This window comes from Pedobacter sp. KLB.chiD, assembly GCF_047040275.1.
Classification (GTDB): domain Bacteria; phylum Bacteroidota; class Bacteroidia; order Sphingobacteriales; family Sphingobacteriaceae; genus Pedobacter.
Genome location: NZ_CP178207.1, coordinates 1,127,251 through 1,143,656 on the forward strand (window position 1 = coordinate 1,127,251; position 16,406 = coordinate 1,143,656).

General features: G+C 38.1%; 13 protein-coding genes. 11 read left to right on the forward strand and 2 right to left on the reverse strand.

Going from position 1 to position 16,406, the window contains the following annotated elements; genetic code table 11:
- Positions 1-21: 21 nt before the first annotated feature.
- The 8 genes from ACK1I8_RS04800 (at position 22) to ACK1I8_RS04835 (ending at position 7,308) form a co-directional block, all read left to right on the forward strand.
- Positions 22-345, forward strand: coding sequence for a nucleotide pyrophosphohydrolase (locus tag ACK1I8_RS04800; RefSeq protein WP_412468201.1), 324 nt, complete (start codon positions 22-24; stop codon positions 343-345).
- Positions 342-2,537 carry a DNA/RNA helicase domain-containing protein gene (locus ACK1I8_RS04805; RefSeq protein WP_412468202.1) on the forward strand — a complete coding sequence of 732 codons (2,196 nt, stop codon included), beginning with the start codon at positions 342-344 and terminating at the stop codon, positions 2,535-2,537. The genes ACK1I8_RS04800 and ACK1I8_RS04805 overlap by 4 nt, the downstream gene beginning before the upstream one ends.
- Before the next feature lie 92 nt (positions 2,538-2,629).
- Positions 2,630-3,268, forward strand: a complete 639-nt coding sequence (locus tag ACK1I8_RS04810; protein ID WP_412468203.1) for a hypothetical protein — start codon at positions 2,630-2,632, stop codon at positions 3,266-3,268.
- A 197-nt stretch (positions 3,269-3,465) separates the two neighbouring features.
- On the forward strand, positions 3,466-3,783 hold the full coding sequence (locus ACK1I8_RS04815) for a hypothetical protein (RefSeq protein ID WP_412468204.1): 318 nt from the start codon (positions 3,466-3,468) through the stop codon (positions 3,781-3,783).
- A 2-nt stretch (positions 3,784-3,785) separates the two neighbouring features.
- Entirely contained in the window at positions 3,786-4,976 is a 1,191-nt protein-coding gene (locus tag ACK1I8_RS04820; RefSeq protein ID WP_412468205.1) for a PfkB family carbohydrate kinase, read from the forward strand.
- A complete protein-coding gene (locus ACK1I8_RS04825) occupies positions 4,964-5,563 on the forward strand; it encodes a 7-cyano-7-deazaguanine synthase (RefSeq protein ID WP_412468206.1) in 600 nt (199 codons plus the stop codon). The genes ACK1I8_RS04820 and ACK1I8_RS04825 overlap by 13 nt, the downstream gene beginning before the upstream one ends.
- Before the next feature lie 239 nt (positions 5,564-5,802).
- Positions 5,803-6,744: a hypothetical protein gene (locus tag ACK1I8_RS04830; RefSeq protein ID WP_412468207.1), complete on the forward strand. Its 942-nt coding sequence runs from the start codon at positions 5,803-5,805 to the stop codon at positions 6,742-6,744.
- A gap of 72 nt (positions 6,745-6,816) precedes the next feature.
- Positions 6,817-7,308 (forward strand): hypothetical protein, encoded by a 492-nt coding sequence (locus ACK1I8_RS04835; protein WP_412468208.1) that lies wholly within the window; start codon positions 6,817-6,819, stop codon positions 7,306-7,308.
- A gap of 282 nt (positions 7,309-7,590) precedes the next feature.
- Here the strand turns inward: ACK1I8_RS04835 and ACK1I8_RS04840 are convergent, their stop codons facing one another.
- Complete coding sequence (locus ACK1I8_RS04840) at positions 7,591-7,815, reverse strand: helix-turn-helix domain-containing protein (RefSeq protein WP_412468209.1); 225 nt, start codon at positions 7,813-7,815, stop codon at positions 7,591-7,593.
- A gap of 321 nt (positions 7,816-8,136) precedes the next feature.
- Here ACK1I8_RS04840 and ACK1I8_RS04845 point away from each other — a divergent pair, with 321 nt between their 5' ends.
- From ACK1I8_RS04845 to ACK1I8_RS04855, 3 genes are all read left to right on the forward strand, one after another.
- Positions 8,137-9,426, forward strand: coding sequence for a hypothetical protein (locus ACK1I8_RS04845; protein ID WP_412468210.1), 1,290 nt, complete (start codon positions 8,137-8,139; stop codon positions 9,424-9,426).
- 204 nt (positions 9,427-9,630) lie between these two features.
- Positions 9,631-11,586: a hypothetical protein gene (locus tag ACK1I8_RS04850; RefSeq protein ID WP_412468211.1), complete on the forward strand. Its 1,956-nt coding sequence runs from the start codon at positions 9,631-9,633 to the stop codon at positions 11,584-11,586.
- 4 nt (positions 11,587-11,590) lie between these two features.
- Positions 11,591-12,178, forward strand: coding sequence for a hypothetical protein (locus tag ACK1I8_RS04855; protein WP_412468212.1), 588 nt, complete (start codon positions 11,591-11,593; stop codon positions 12,176-12,178).
- Between the two features lie 364 nt (positions 12,179-12,542).
- Here ACK1I8_RS04855 and nhaA read toward each other — a convergent pair whose 3' ends face one another.
- Positions 12,543-13,697: a Na+/H+ antiporter NhaA gene (gene nhaA, locus ACK1I8_RS04860; RefSeq protein ID WP_412468213.1), complete on the reverse strand. Its 1,155-nt coding sequence runs from the start codon at positions 13,695-13,697 to the stop codon at positions 12,543-12,545.
- Positions 13,698-16,406: the final 2,709 nt, after the last annotated feature.

Sequence of the window (16,406 nt, forward strand, 5' to 3'; positions counted from 1 at the left end):
AAATTGGGCATCATTAGCCTTATGACCGAAGAGATAACAGCAGCATTATTAAAGTTTAGAGACGATCGCGATTGGGCGCAGTTTCACAATCCTAAAGATTTAGCCCTTGCCTTAAATATAGAAGCGGCTGAGTTGCTTGAACTATTTTTATGGAAAAATGCTGAGGATGCGAACGTTGAGAAGATAAAAGAAGAACTGGCCGATGTTTTCTCTTACGCGTTATTGTTAGCCGAAAAATATAATCTTGATGTGAAGCAAATCATTCTTGATAAGATTAAGCATAATGATGCCAAGTATCCTGTAGATAAGGCAAAAGGTACCGCTAAAAAATATGATGAGTTATGAGCATGTCGTTCGAACTCTCAATAGATGTTTCTGAACCTTACGACTTTAACAAACAAAGCTTAAGCAAGATTCAACAAAACCCATGGGTTAAAAACCAATGGCCACTGGTTTATTTCATCCAAAACGACGCAATAGCTGAAGCTTATGTGGGTGAATCGACAAATGCCTACAACCGTATTTCCAATCATTTGGCAAATCCGGCTAAGGCATCAGTATTTAATAAGATCTCGATTATTGGTAGTGATAAGTTTAACAAATCGGCTACTTTGGATATTGAGTCTAATCTGATTCAATACATTGCAGCCGAGGGTACTTATAAATTACAGAATGGTAATTCGGGATTGGTTAACCACAACTATTATCAGCAGGATTTATACAAGGATTTGTTTAAGGAAATCTGGAAGAAACTGATTGATAAAAAAGTTGTCAGTAAATCATTAAAAGAAATTGAGAACTCTGAGTTATTTAAATACTCACCATATAAATCGCTCAACGAAGATCAGTATCACTCGGTATTGGAAATTCTGGAGGCTTTAACTCAAAACAATAACAATAGCATTTTTGTAAGAGGCAGTGCGGGTACAGGCAAAACTGTAGTGGCCACCTATCTTTTAAAGTTACTGGCCACCAATATTTTAAATACTGGTGTGGAGGAATTTAATGATGATGAATTGAGGGAAGTAAACTATATCCGAAATTTTCAATTAAAGTATCCAAATGCGAAAATTGGTTTAGTGGTAGCTATGACTTCGTTGAGGGAATCGCTACAGCAAGTTTTTAAACAGGTGCCAGGCTTAAAGTCATCAATGGTTTTTAGCCCATCTGAAACATTTAAAAGTAAAGAAAAATACGATCTGCTTATTGTAGATGAGGCGCATCGTTTACGCCAGTACAAAAACATCAGCTGGATGGGTGCTTTTCGGCAGAATAACCAAAAGCTTGGCTTGGGTGATTCAGGAAATGAACTCGACTGGATTATGGCTAACAGTAGAAATCAGATTTTCTTTTATGATGAAGCACAATCTGTAAAACCATCAGATATAGCTGGCATACATTTTACCAGGCTTCTGGGAGCTCCGAATACAATTAAATTACAACTTAACTCTCAGATGCGTGTTCAGGGGGGAGAAAATTATATCAAGTTTATTGATGATCTACTGAGTTTAAACCGCAGGGAGGAAACAGTTTATAGCTCTTCAAATTACGATTTGCTGTATTTCGATTCTTTAGCGGATTTATATAGCGAATTAGGTAAAAAAGAGCAGCATTACGAGTTATGCAGAATGGTGGCTGGTTACAGCTGGCCGTGGCGATCAAAAAATGATAAAACCGCCATTGATATTGAAATTGATAACATATCCTTTCAGTGGAACCAGACAGATAAAGATTGGGTAAACTCTCCAAATGCTTTTAAAGAAATCGGCTGTATTCATACCACTCAGGGATACGATTTGAATTATACAGGTGTGATCTTCGGGAAAGAAATTGATTACAATAAAGATACCGATCAAATTGAAATAAATCCGAAACAATACTTTGATATTAATGGTAAAAAGGGAATCGACAGCCCTGCGGATTTAAAATCCTATATCATAAACATTTATAAAACCATACTATATCGTGGCATTAAAGGCAGTTTCGTTTATGCCTGCAACCCTAATCTGGCAGCTTATCTTAAAAAACATATTCCATTATTCGAAAAAGAACCTGCTTTAAGGATCATACCATTTAATAAAGTAAAACCATACGTTAATGCTGTACCGTTATTAGATATTACGGCTGCCGCGGGTAATTTTAGCGATTTACAGATCCATAGCGATTTTGAATGGGTAGAATTACCGTTTAATATCAGCCCTCAAGAAGGTTGTTTTGTTTGTAAAGTTATAGGTGAGTCGATGAATAAGCGGATTCCAAATGGCGCTTATTGTTTATTCAGGAAAGACGGTGGGGGGAGTAGGGAAGGTAAAATTGTATTGGTGCAAAGTACTGCTATTCAAGATGCAGACTTTGGTTCCGGCTATACTGTAAAACAGTATCATAGCAAAAAAATAATAACAGATGAAGGCTGGCAGCACAGTACTATTCATTTAGAACCCTTATCTGATGATCTCTCTTACCACACTATTGAATTAGTTTCTGATGAGTTGACAGATTTTAAAGTTGTAGGCGTATTTGATCGTGTGCTGGCTTAAAAGGTTGTTCTTTATTCTTCGTTTAGTACGGGAAACCGTAAATTTTACTTTTCAAAACCTGTTACTTTCGTATAATGAAAAAACGAAATTATATGAAAAAAACAATTTTATTATTATTACAAATTTGCCTGTTGGTTATGCCAGTTTTGGCACAACGAAGATCTACAAGTGTTAGGGGTTATACCAGAAAAGATGGCACCTATGTGCGCCCACATGTAAGAGGTTATACTGCAGGTTCTGGAAGTACCTCTTCATATAGTTCCGGTAATAGTTCTGCACCAAAAAGTGATGAAATTGCTCTTACTACTTTAAAGTTTGCCGCAGTAGATGTAAATGATGGAGCTGGTGCTAAACCAGCTTATATTAAAGAGAAAGGACAAAAGATAGCTTTAACCACTTTAAATTTTATAAACAGTGGAGGTGATAGCGCAAATTTAGAAGACAAAACCGAAGTAGGTGGTATCGTTTTTTATGTTTCTGTTTTAAGATATAAAGGTAAAACCTTGGATATTTGTCCTGTTCCAAGAGGTTATAGCGGTTGGGATTTTGAAAAAGTAGAGCATAAATTTCAGAAAAAGGATATTGCTACAGAAGATGCTTTAGATCTTATTTCAAACTATGGATGGAGAATTTATAGTGATGAAATAAGCAAAAACTTTTCTTATGGTTCTACTGGTAAAAGTTTCCCTACCTATCTGACTAAAACTGTTGAAGCAATAAGAGTTGAGTAACAATAAATATAGATTGTGAAGGTTGTAGATTTCAAAACCTTGATTTATATTGTGTTAACTAAATAATTCTAGCTCAATACTTTTATACTCATCAAGGGATTTTTTTCCATCAATCAACTATTTAGTTGCTACAGTATCATTTATAATCATCGATACTTTAATAGTACATCATAAATAAACTTAAACTATAAAAAATTATGAGCGGATCAGGAGGAGGTGGATATATGCCACCACAAAGAGTATTCTTCGATTGTCAAACCAGTGTTATCACTTCAAGCGTTTCATCAATAAATATTACTGTTTTAGATAAACATAAGATAGGAGATGTTCTTAATGTAGAAATAGGAAGTAGTAACGCGTTGGTTTTGGAAGATGGCGATGGCGAAATCCTTGGTGCTATATTGCATCTTAATACTTCTGATATTATAGAATGTATCAAGGGCGGAGCCGAATATGAGGCGGAAATATCAGATATCAAATCGCCAGCCTGTAGAGTATTAATAAGAAGAAGATAGTTATGATATCAGTTGTTGGAGGAACATATAGAGAAATTGATTATGACGATGTTGCTATGGAAATTTTCGGATCTGGATTTCGATGCGTAAAATTTCTATTGGAAAATAAGTGTGCGGTTGAATTTAATACTACAGGTAGTTCGGAGGTTTCGAAATTTTTGGCAGAAAATAAAAAGGTTTATGAAAATTTTAACTTCGATTGTATTGAATATGATGAATTTATAACCTTTAAATACAGTTTTGCACTAGACGATCCCACTATATTTCCAAGTATTCTTAATATTAAAAAGTCAAATAAAATATACCTAACTGGTACGAATATTATTTGTTACGGAATGTTGGAAACAGATTTTAGTGTAGAGGGTAATAAAGTTGTTTACGATCCTCAAACTTCTATAAAGCCAATAAAATTTAAAGATATTGGTACCGCTGATGAATTAATATATATCGTAAATTTAAATGAAGCAAGATCAATTGCTTCCTCTGAGGATATAAATGAAATTAAATGGTACTTTTTTAATGAAGAAAATGTTAAAGCGGTTATTATTAAGAATGGACCATATGGTGCAACACTATATCATGAAAATGATGAAGTGCAAATTCCTTCATTTATAACAGACAATGTAAATAAAATTGGTTCGGGGGATGTCTTCACATCAAGTTTTGGGTACTATTGGATGGAAATGGGGCTAAAGCTCGAGGAGTGTGCCCTTTATGCATCAATGTCAACCGCCCTGTATTGTGATAAAAAGATTTATATAAACACTTCCTCTGGGCCGACATTTAACTATAAAAGATTTGCTAATAATAAACTGACTGACATATGTATATACCTGGCAGCTCCTTTTTTTTCGATAGCCGAGTTAATTCTAATTGATAAAATAAGAAATGCTTTTCTTGGATTCGGTGTTAAAGTTTTCTCTCCGTTTCACGATATTGGTTTAGGAGATGATGCGACTATTGCGAAAAAAGATATTGAAGGGATTAATAAGTCGGATATTGTATTCTGTGTTCTAGATAACCTAGACCCTGGAACCTTAGTAGAAATTGGTTATTCAATGGGAAATGGGAAAAAAATGATTGGTTATCATAGAACTTGTTATAAACCTCAGCTAACAATGTTAAATGCAGGTGATGTAACGATTTATAACAATTTAACAACAGCAATTTATCATACAATATGGAATGTGTAAAAAAAGCAGTCCTATTATCAGGAGGAGTTGACTCAATATGTTTGACTTATGGGTTAATGCCCGACATCGCTTACACAATTGATTATGGCCAAACTGTTGCTGAAAGAGAAATATATGTGGCGAAATATATTTGCGAATTGTTAAATATTGAACATAAGGTTATACAAATTAATTGTAGAAGTTTAGGGGCAGGAATCTTGGCTGGTGCTGATAATTTAAGCTTTGCGCCATCCGAAGAATGGTGGCCATATAGAAATCAACTGCTAATCACATTTGCAGCAATGATGGGAATTAAAGATGGCGTTAGTGATTTATATTTGGCTTCGGTAAAATCAGATAAATTCCACAAAGACGGAACAGAAGAATTTTACAAATTAATAAATGATACGGTCTCTTATCAAGAAGGGGGCTTAAAGGTTCATTGCCCTACATTAAATTATTATAGTCATGAGTTGGTATCAAAATATAATGTTCCTATTGATATGCTAACTATTGCTCATTCATGTCATATTTCGAATTTAGCTTGCGGTCAATGTTCAGGATGCCTGAAGCAACTAAAGGTAAGGCATGAATTAAATATTGATTAATAATATAAAACATTCAATTTCATGTGTCTCTACTATTTAGTTAAATGCTTATCTATATCTAAACGGGTACTTCTATTTTGAAACAAACTTGTTAATTCATGTTATTGAAATTTTCTGTTTAAAATTAATAAGATGCGTTTATATTGTTAAGTTTATTATGGGGTTATGCCTTAATTGTTCAACTTTTTATAAAAAGATTATTACATTTGATTAGGTAACGCAATCATCTATATTATTATATGCTCGAAGATTTAATTAATTCAGTAAGTAAAACTGATGCTGAAAAAGACTATTGGTTCGTAAGAACTGATAATGGAATTCATTTTGAAACTTATGTACAAAACAACTTTATTGGTATAGGTTGGAACGAAATTACTCTAAATGATCTGAGAACAAAAACTCCAGATGAAATAAAAGGTAAAATTGCTGATGTGTATAATATTGATATTGCTCTTACTAGGGGAAAGGGGCAGGTTTCAGCTATTTTTAATAAACTTAAAAGATTTCAGAATTTAAAAAAGGGCGATTTAATTATTATACCTAGCGCAAATTCTTCAAGGTTCGCTTTTGGAATAATTGCTGATCAAAGAATCTATGTTGATGCTGATCAGCATTACAATTGTGATTATTATAAAAGAAGAAAAGTTGAATGGCTTGATGTTAAAAACGTAAGAGATTTAGATCCAATCTTTTATCAAGTCAAAAACACTAGACATGCAATAAGTAGCATTAATGATTATGATACATTTATCGATGCAGTTACTGATGTCGTATATAAAAAAGATGGTTTCAGTTATTACGTTTTAGATGTAAATACTCACGAAGATATAAATATAAAACCTCTAGTCTCTTTAGTTGAAAATCTTCAAATACTATTGGAAAGGATAAATCAAGAGTTTGTTTTGAACGAAGATACGAATGATAGTTCAATAAAGCTTAATTTACAATCTCCAGGAAAGATTATTATAAAGTTACGTTCAGGAACATCGTTAATTTTACTTGCCGTTCTTTTAGCACTTGCTAATGGTTGTGCTCCAAATGATTTACCTGTTCCCGTTTCGCAGGCAGAACTTGATAAACTTGAAAACGTGAAGGCTATCGATACAAATGTTTTGGATTCTATCAATCATGATATGCAAGTCCTAGAAGTTGATATCAACAAAGTTAACTCATTCAAATAGATTATGGACTATAGTTCATTATTTCCGTCGACCGATAATCTTTTTAAGTTCCTTTTCTTAGGAGGATTAATTATGGTATTTACAGCAATGATATATCCTTTGCAAAAAAAACTTGAAAGGGAAAGCGAAATGATTGCTTATAATCAGCAAGTAGACTTACTAAATCGAGAAGTAAAAACTTTACGACTAAATGTTGAAGAATTAAAAACTATTGTTAAAAGTGCTAATAAAGAGTGTGAAATTCTTGAAAATGAGAAAAAAGCTAATAAAAATATTACCGTAAAAGATAAAATTGATGCAAAAATCAAATTGATTCAAGAAGAAACAAATGCCAAGAATTTTAGCTGTAAAAAAAAGCTAGAAGAATTAAATACGAAAGTAATTATCATAAAATACAATAAGGAAAAAATAGCATTACTAAAGAAGTATGCAGATACTTATAACTCATATTCAATAGGGTTATTAATTTTTGGAATTCCTTTGAGTATAATAGGCTTAATATTTTGGACTATTTCTACAATTAAAACTGAGAAATTAAGAACTAAAGAATTAAGGCGACCTTAACTTACTAAAATTAATTTTTTAAAGTTGCTTTATTGCTGTAGTAGATTTTCTATAGTGTTTTGAAAAAATGAAAGCCCAATCATCGCTGATCGGGCTTTCGCTCATATAGTTTTTTCTTGAATATTCTATTCGTAATTTTAGAATATATTGATGTTTCTTAAGTTATTTTTACGGTTTTTAATTGAAATAAAATAATTGAACAAGCCAATAAGCATTGTCGACGAGATTCCTATATTACAAAATATATCTTTTGACTCAGTTATTTTATTAATATTAAGATTACTAAAAATCCAACAACTCTTTTGGAGGTATTCCTAATCCTTTTGCTATTTCTAAAAGTGTTGTAAATGTGAAATCTTTATTTCCGTTCTCTATATTACTTAGGTTTCCTTTCGTCAAGTCACAATTCGCCACTACCTGATCCTGGCTTAAACCTAGTTTTTCTCTAATTGTCCTTAAGTTCTGTCCAAAAATTTGTAAACGTTTTCTATCTCTTTCTTCATTCATTCAATAAATACACTAAAATAAAATGCATTTTTTGTTATAAGATCTTGTAACAAAAGAAATTAATTTCTATATTTAGGGTATTATAATTAGGTATCAATAAAAGTCTTGCGGTTGCATCTCTGACCCCGCTAACGCAAGACAGCAGATTAATGCCCATATCTATGCGTAGATGTATATATTTGTACATCGAAATAGATGTGGGGCTGCTGTAAATCCATGTTAGCGTAAGGGGTCAGAGCTTTATTGTAACCATGGTAGGTAGTCCCACATTTATTATTTAGGGACTGTTCTGCCCAACAAGACTCGTAAAAACATACGAGTATGAAAACTAAATCCATTACCATTGCAGATAAACCGCTTTCGCGGTTTTATCAACTGCCTTTAGAAAAGGGGAGCAGGGTATTAAGGTTAGCGGTTCTGGAGTCGCATTGTACATTCAGTGCAGGTAAAAGGCCAGAACCGTTGGGCATCACATCGCTTTCTTTTGAACAGGGTTTGTTAATCGTTACTGTTAAATTGGAAGGGGAAGGGGCAAGGGTTTACATCGCGGTAGCATACGATTGCCTGTTGGTGAGCTGTAGTGTTGATACGGATGAAAGCTACCTTGGGCGTTATGCTTACCTTACGTTGCGGGCCATGATGCGGAGTGGTTACTGCGATTTTCAGGCATATTACTGGCCAGGATGTTTTGCTTTGGGCAACAAGCGATCGGGATTTGTAGATGTGGTGAAGAAACCTGACGGCATCACCATTACCTTGAAGCAAAAGTTTAGCGGTTTGTTTAGGCCTGGTGATGATTTGCCGGATGTTACCGAACGGGCGGTAGTACCGCGTGAGAGGCTTTCGGGTAAACAGGTTATGGCACGCCTGGCACCGGTTAGCATTGGTTATTGTTTCGCCAATACCGATCTGCAGCATTTCAACAGCAACCATTATCCTTTTTTAGTTCCTTATGTTTTTGCGGCCACGGCTTACCTTAAAACGGTTAAATCTTTTAAACGTTTCGTGTTTAATACGAACGATGTGGATGGCATAAGCCTCTCGCCACAACAGGAGGAGCTGAACAGCATTTGCTTCGCCATGAAACCGCTGGCGGCTATACGTTTTAGCGCCAATGCCAACCTGCCCGAAACCGCTGCTAAAACTAATGCGGTTAATGATGCCAACCAACTCGCCCTTTTTAAGTTATGGAACAAGGCTTTGCCGCTCTTGATGCAGCAACGTTTTACTCATCACTTTAATACTTATGGCCTGCGCAATGTTACGGGCAAACCGGTAATGCGGGATATGAAAATGGTCGAGTTCGCCATGGAGGTGCCTGTTTTAAGTTTCGCGTTAAAGGATGAGGGCGACTATTACGAACTGCTGCTTAAAATTAAAGTGAAAGGGAAGCTGCTGCACCTGAATACGGATCAACCTGGTTTGTTTTTGGTTTGCGATAGCGCTAAACCGTATTTATGGTATTTGCTTGAGGCGGAAATGGATTATAAACTGGTTTGGTTTTTTAGTAAGGTAAATTTTAGGGTGCAGGTACCGAAAGGGTATTACAGGGAGTTTTTTGAGGGGTTTGTGGAGGGGGTGGGGAAGTGGTATGAAGTGAAGAGGGGGTAATGACTATAATTTTTGTGGTGCAAATACATTGCATTGGTAAAGTTGAACTTGTATAATTCTCCAAAATGCTTATGATGAGAAAGATAGCAGATTTACATATACGTGTATCATTAGAGATACCTATGTTAATGTAATTTTTCAATTAAAAATATAGCTTCATTAACAAAAAAGGCCTTCCCATTTGATTTGGTGTAAAATTAAGGCATGGCACTTTTGGTAACAATTCTGTTGCTTATGTTTGTAACATCAAGCTTCTCATTTTACAAATTTAAATTAACGATGAACAAATTAATGCTCCACAATGGCAAAGCCATGGCTTGCCTTCTGCTCTTACTTCTGGTTTTAATAAATGGATGTAAAAAAGACCTCTTAGTACCCAAAAAAGTTGCGAATGCCTTTCCAGATAAAATTCGATCTATTCCCTATTCTCAATTCATAGGCGCCATTGACCTCAATTCGACTGGAAGTTTAAAAGCAGTACTATCCGGCCAGAAAGCAAAAGTGATGAGCACCCAGGCACTAGCTGGAAACCTTGACCTGGAGATGGATAGCGTAAAAAAACTTACCCTTGGCGACACGATAAGTTATGTAATTGCTATTAAACCCCAAACACCCAGGGCAACTACTTTTCAGAACCTGACCATACAGGTAATCAACACCAAAACAACTGCCTTTTTATCTACCTATTATCCTGAGAGGGAATGGTTAGACAACTGGCGGAAGAACCTTAAAACTACCTTTAAAGGAACAATAGTTTTCAACAAGATAAATCTGGAAGATGTTAATTCAGGTTTAGCAAATGGTTTGGAAAAGAAACAGACCGGTCTAAAAGATAGGATGCTGGCCAGTATTAACGGAAAATCGGGATTGGGAAATGTGATCAGTTTGCTACCAGGGGAATGTGAGATATACGATATAGTCACGGTAGTTCAAATTCCATGCAAACACGGTCACTTAAGCAGAAGTGAATGCAACTATTTTGACTACTATGGAACCTGGGAGCCACGCTCTGATGATTGGCCACCAAGCACATCAATTAACACCACAACAGTTGTAAACTGTGCGATGCCAAATTTTCCGTCAGATGGTGGAGGCACGGGTGGTGGTGGATCTGGCGGCAGTACAACTCCTAATCCTCCGGGCACTTACAATCCTTGTGATGGCACCCCACAGCCAGCAGGTTCGGGTAGTATATCCTTTGAAAGAGGCACAAGGCTCATGGTTGCTGCGCCAACAGATTGCGATGAACTACCTGGTCCCCCTGTGATCACTACCACCCAAACGCCGCAACAATACTTAATGAATCATCTCGATCTTGATGCGGCGGAACTGAACTTTGTTAATAACCCATTGAATAGCGTAGCGATTACCGAATTAAGTAAATACTTGATAAATAACGGTCTATCAACAGATAATACTAATTTCGTTCACTGGTCTTTTGGATATTTGACTGAAAATCCTAATATTAATATCGATAACTTCAAAAATCAGTTTATGCCAGTAACTAATTTAATAGCAGATCCATATGCAGATAATTGGTCTGATCCTGATGATGAGATTTTATTTGATCCTGATCAAACAGCTTACCAAGAATATCAAGACCAAGCCCCTTGGCCTACAATTGATAGGGTTATTCCCTTTGAAAAATATGTTCCAATGCGACAAATTATTGGACCTGATGGGAACCTAAAAAATGTAAATTGTCTAATATTAGCTAAAGAACAACTAGGAAAAGTTGGCTATACTTGTTCCGGCTTTTTACCAGGCACACAAACATTTTCAATTTATACGACCCAAGATGGGGTGAACCTTACTCAGCCTAGAAAGGCTATTAGTTATATGATTACATCTTTAAGCAAAAAAATACCAGTTTTAATAGGTGTTGACAATAGACCAGGCGCTCCAAGTGCTAATAAAGACAATTCAACAGACCATTATGTCGTAGTCGTTGCAATGGGTACTGACGAGAAAGGTAAATATTTTCAATTTATGGATAGTGCAACTAATAATCCTAGTACAGGAGCAAGCTATAGTAACCGTCTATATTTTGATCCTTCTACTGGAAAAATAACAGGTAAAACAGCTATAGTAGGATATAGAACACAGGCTGGAATGAGAGACTATACCGTTACTCAAATTCGTAAAAGCATAAAAAATTAATATCATGAGAACATTATTTTTTAGTATTATTTGTTTGCTAGCTATCAATATTTGTAGAGGGCAAACTAAGCAAGTATCGGTAGAAGACCAGAAGATTAAAAAAACAATTGTCGGCTTTTTAAATTGGTATAAAGTTAATGAGAACAAACTCGAAAAAACAACAATCATAACGGGTTTTAATACCGATACAATTAAAAAAGGAATGATTGTTAAGATTAATATGGAGGCTGTAGAACAATACTTAACAAATTTCAATAGAGCTGGTTATGTCTCAAAAACCTTCCTTAATAATCTTAGACAAACATATCAAAATGTATCAGACACTTTAATAAAACATCCAATAGTAGATTACTTCGGGCCTATTGTGGGGCTTGAGGCTGATCCGATTTTTGGTTTTGAACCAGAAGAAATTTTAGATCATGTAAAGGAAGGTAAGTTTACCAAAATCTACAGGATTTATGATAAGGCAATAGTTAAATTTGATATTTCAAAGTTCAGCCAATACATTTTTACCTTAACTAAGATTAGCAACAAATGGTTAATCGATTATTACGGGTTTGACGGAACGAATTTCGATAAAATGCAAAAATAAAATGGAAAATCCATTCCTAACATCGCGAAATAATTGTTACTAATTTTTCTAAAAAATCTATTTAACCGTAGCATTACAGAGAGGTGCTACGGATTGAAAAAAGAAAAGTCATCACTGATTGGACTTACTAAGTAAATTTTATTGGAAGATTTCCGTTTAGCAATCATCGGTCTTGTAATGCCCTAGTGCAAGTCTTATATGCTGAGCAATGTAAATAATTAACTGTAGATGGAAAAGAAAGTGAGGATTATTACAAATTTGTTCTATTGATTGAATAGAAATTGTCCAAAAAAGATATACCAAACTTCTTTCCTATATTCTTTTTGTTTAGTGCTTACTCAAAAAGGTTTAATCATTTCTTACTTTAAATCTTCTTCACCACCCTCAAAAAAACATACCCAACAATCCCTGATAACACCGAAGCGGTTAATATTGCAAACTTCGCTTCTGAAACATGCAATGCATCACTAAACGAAAGCAGGGCAATAAAAATAGACATCGTAAAGCCGATACCGGCGAGCATGCCCAAACCCAGGAGGTGTTTCCAGCCTGCGCCGGTAGGTAATTCGGCCCATTTTAGTTTTACGGCCAGCCAGCTAAAAACGCTAACCCCAATGGTTTTGCCTGCAAATAAACCGGTGATAATGCCCAGGCCTAAAGGCGAAACCAACCCGGTAAGCATTTCTTTTTGGAAAGTAATATTGGTATTGGCCAGGGCGAAAACGGGCATAATGAGGTAATTAACCGGTGTGGTTAACGCATGTTCCAGTTTTTCTAAAGGCGATTCTTCGTCCGTTTCGTTAGTGGGAATGGTGAAAGCCAGTAATACCCCGGCAATGGTGGCATGGATACCGGAGTGGTGGATACAATACCAGAGGAATACCCCGGGAATGAGGTAAAACATGAGTTGCTTTACGCCGAAATAATTCATCAACGCTAAAAGCACAAGAACGCCCCCGGCCATGGCCAGGTATTCGAAATGGATTTGCTGGGTATAAAAAACAGCGATGACGAGAATGGCGCCCAGATCATCAACAATAGCCAAAGCGGCAAGAAAAATTTTCAGACTGGGTGGCACGTTTTTACCCAGCAAGGCAATAATAGCCAGGGCAAAAGCGATATCGGTAGCCATCGGGATGCCCCAGCCACCAGCGGTTTCAGTACCTTTATTAAACAGCGTATAAATGAGAGCAGGTACAAGCATGCCTCCTAAAGCGGCGATGACAGGTAAGGCTGCACTTTTAAGGGAGGAGAGTTCGCCCTCTAAGAGTTCGCGTTTGATTTCGAGTCCGACGAGGAGGAAAAATATGGCCATGAAGCCATCGTTGATCCAGGCGAGGATACTGTAATTTACTGCATCAAAGCCTAACCTGGTGGCCAAAAAGGTTTCGAAACTTTCTTTGGATGCAGTATTGGCAATGATGAGGGAGATGGCCACGCAGATCAGCAATAAAAAGCCGCCCACTTGTCCGGAGCGGAAGAAACGCTGAAATACTTCTAAATTGATGAGTTTAGGCATGGGGGTAAAAGTAGTGAAAATGGAGCAGGGATATGGGATGTTTTTGAAATGTTGTTTAATATGTTCGTCATTTAGTAGCTCTTGGGTCCGGCTGAGGCAGGAACCTTAAAGCATTTGCTTCTCTTCGCCTTTCGCGCAGTCTTGCCTCGGCTACCGATTAAAAATCGGTACAGGCCCACCGCCGCCGAGGGGCCCTTTCTTTTGGCTTGGCCCAAAAGAAACAAAAGCCCAAGGCTTGCATCGTTTTTTATGGGCTAATGTTGTTTTTATCGGTATAAAAGATTGCTGCGCAATTCCTTGTAAAAAGCTACGGAAATCTTTATTGCGGCAGCATCGAGGCTCTTAACCCCTGCTTTGTTCCACCGCGCTCGCTTTGATCCTGCCTTGGGCTGTGGGGTATGAAAGGGAGTGCAAAGATTTCCGTGCTTTTTCCGGCGGAAATCTGCGAGGCCGGTAGCAGGGTGCGGATAGCAGGGAGCATAAACGATAGCTATGGATTGATTCTTGGAAACTGTGAGGGGCACGATGCATCGTCATCTCGACCGCAGCGGAGAGATCTTTTAAATTAGATTTCAATAACTCAGTTCAAAGATCTCTCCCCGCCTGTACGGGCAGGCATTTCGCTGCGCTACAGTCGAGATGACGACTGGACTAATAGATTTTGTCATCCTGAGGTACGAAGGATCTTTTGATCTAAAGATTTGCTTCGCAGGGCCTACGGGTTCTTCACTGCGTTCAGAATGACAATTTTGGTTTGCCTTGGCCTCGGGTCTTGCCTCGGTTCACCGCCACCGAGTGGCTCTTACTTTTGGCTTGGCCCAAAAGTAACAAAAGCCCAAGGCTGGCATCCTTCCTTGTAAAAAGCTACGGAAATCTTTATGGCGGCAGTATCGAGGCTCTTAGCCCTTGCTTTGTCCCACCGCTCCCGCTTTGATCCTGCCTTGGGCTGTGGGGTATGAAAGGGAGTGCAAAGATTTCCGTGCTTTTTCCGGCGGAAATCTGCGAGGCCGGTAGCAGGGTGCAGATAGCATGGAGCATAAACATTATCCGTGGATCGATTCCTTTGAAACTATGAGGGGCACGATGCATCGTCATCTCGACCGCAGTGGAGAGATCTTTTAAATTAGATTTCAATAACTCAGTTCAAAGATCTCTCCCCGCCTGTACGGGCAGGCATTTCGCTGCGCTACAGTCGAGATGACGCCTGGACTAATAGATTTTGTCATCCTGAGGTACGAAGGATCTTTTGATCCAAAGATTTGCTTCGCAGCGCCTACGGGTTCTTCACTGCGTTCAGAATGACAATTTTGGTTTGCCTTGGCCCTCGGGTCTTGCCTCGGCTCACCGCCACCGAGTGGCTCTTACTTTTGGCTTGGCCCAAAAGTAACAAAAGCCCAAGGCTGGCATCGTTTTTTATGGGCTAATGTTGTTTTTATCGGTATAAAAGATTGCTGCGCAATTCCTTGTAAAAAGCTACGGAAATCTTTATGGCGGCAGTATCGAGGCTCTTAGCCCTTGCTTTGTCCCACCGCTCCCGCTTTGATCCTGCCTTGGGCTGTGGGGTATGAAAGGGAGTGCAAAGATTTCCGTGCTTTTTCCGGCGGAAATCTGCGAGGCCGGTAGCAGGGTGCAGATAGCATGGAGCATAAACATTATCCGTGGATCGATTCCTTTGAAACTATGAGGGGCACGATGCATCGTCATCTCGACCGCAGTGGAGAGATCTTTTAAATTAGATTTCAATAACTCAGTTCAAAGATCTCTCCCCGCCTGTACGGGCAGGCATTTCGCTGCGCTACAGTCGAGATGACGCCTGGACTAATAGATTTTGTCATCCTGAGGTACGAAGGATCTTTTGATCCAAAGATTTGCTTCGCAGCGCCTACGGGTTCTTCACTGCGTTCAGAATGACAATTTTGGTTTGCCTTGGCCCTCGGGTCTTGCCTCGGCTCACCGCCACCGAGTGGCTCTTACTTTTGGCTTGGCCCAAAAGTAACAAAAGCCCAAGGCTGGCATCGTTTTTTATGGGCTAATGTTGTTTTTATCGGTATAAAAGATTGCTGCGCAATTCCTTGTAAAAAGCTACGGAAATCTTTATGGCGGCAGTATCGAGGCTCTTAGCCCTTGCTTTGTCCCACCGCTCCCGCTTTGATCCTGCCTTGGGCTGTGGGGTATGAAAGGGAGTGCAAAGATTTCCGTGCTTTTTCCGGCGGAAATCTGCGAGGCCGGTAGCGTGGTGCAGATCGCGTGGTGCCGATAGCAGGGTGCAGATAGCATGGCGCATAAACATTATCCTTGGATCGATTCCCTTGAAACTATGAGGGGAGCTCCCCTCCTGATTTAGGAGGGGTGGGGGTGGTTATGAAGAGTATTCTCTTTAAGTCCCTCGTTTTGGGCTTGCCTCGGTTAGCCACCGAAGGGCTCTTACTTTTTTCAGTGGTTGTTGATGTTTTTAGTTGTCTTCAAGCTTGCTTCGCAGGTTGGCTTGGCCCAAAAGTAACAAAAGCCCAAGGCTGGCATCGTTTTTTATGGGCTAATGTTGTTTTTATCGGTATAAAAGATTGCTGCGCAATTCCTTGTAAAAAGCTACGGAAATCTTGATGGCGGCAGCATCGAGGCTCTTAGCCCTTGCTTTGTCCCAACGCGCTCGCTTTGATCCTGCCTTGGGCTGTGGGGTATGAAAGGGAGTGCAAAGATTTCCTTGCCTTT

Coding starts and splice junctions, on each gene's coding strand:
- ACK1I8_RS04820 (WP_412468205.1), top strand. CDS start 3,786: ATGATATCAGTTGTTGGAGGAACATATAGAGAAATTGATTATGACGAT.
- ACK1I8_RS04845 (WP_412468210.1), top strand. CDS start 8,137: ATGAAAACTAAATCCATTACCATTGCAGATAAACCGCTTTCGCGGTTT.
- ACK1I8_RS04840 (WP_412468209.1), bottom strand. CDS start 7,815: ATGAATGAAGAAAGAGATAGAAAACGTTTACAAATTTTTGGACAGAAC.
- ACK1I8_RS04830 (WP_412468207.1), top strand. CDS start 5,803: ATGCTCGAAGATTTAATTAATTCAGTAAGTAAAACTGATGCTGAAAAA.
- nhaA (WP_412468213.1), bottom strand. CDS start 13,697: ATGCCTAAACTCATCAATTTAGAAGTATTTCAGCGTTTCTTCCGCTCC.
- ACK1I8_RS04805 (WP_412468202.1), top strand. CDS start 342: ATGAGCATGTCGTTCGAACTCTCAATAGATGTTTCTGAACCTTACGAC.
- ACK1I8_RS04800 (WP_412468201.1), top strand. CDS start 22: ATGACCGAAGAGATAACAGCAGCATTATTAAAGTTTAGAGACGATCGC.
- ACK1I8_RS04810 (WP_412468203.1), top strand. CDS start 2,630: ATGAAAAAAACAATTTTATTATTATTACAAATTTGCCTGTTGGTTATG.
- ACK1I8_RS04835 (WP_412468208.1), top strand. CDS start 6,817: ATGGTATTTACAGCAATGATATATCCTTTGCAAAAAAAACTTGAAAGG.
- ACK1I8_RS04825 (WP_412468206.1), top strand. CDS start 4,964: ATGGAATGTGTAAAAAAAGCAGTCCTATTATCAGGAGGAGTTGACTCA.
- ACK1I8_RS04815 (WP_412468204.1), top strand. CDS start 3,466: ATGAGCGGATCAGGAGGAGGTGGATATATGCCACCACAAAGAGTATTC.
- ACK1I8_RS04855 (WP_412468212.1), top strand. CDS start 11,591: ATGAGAACATTATTTTTTAGTATTATTTGTTTGCTAGCTATCAATATT.
- ACK1I8_RS04850 (WP_412468211.1), top strand. CDS start 9,631: ATGGCACTTTTGGTAACAATTCTGTTGCTTATGTTTGTAACATCAAGC.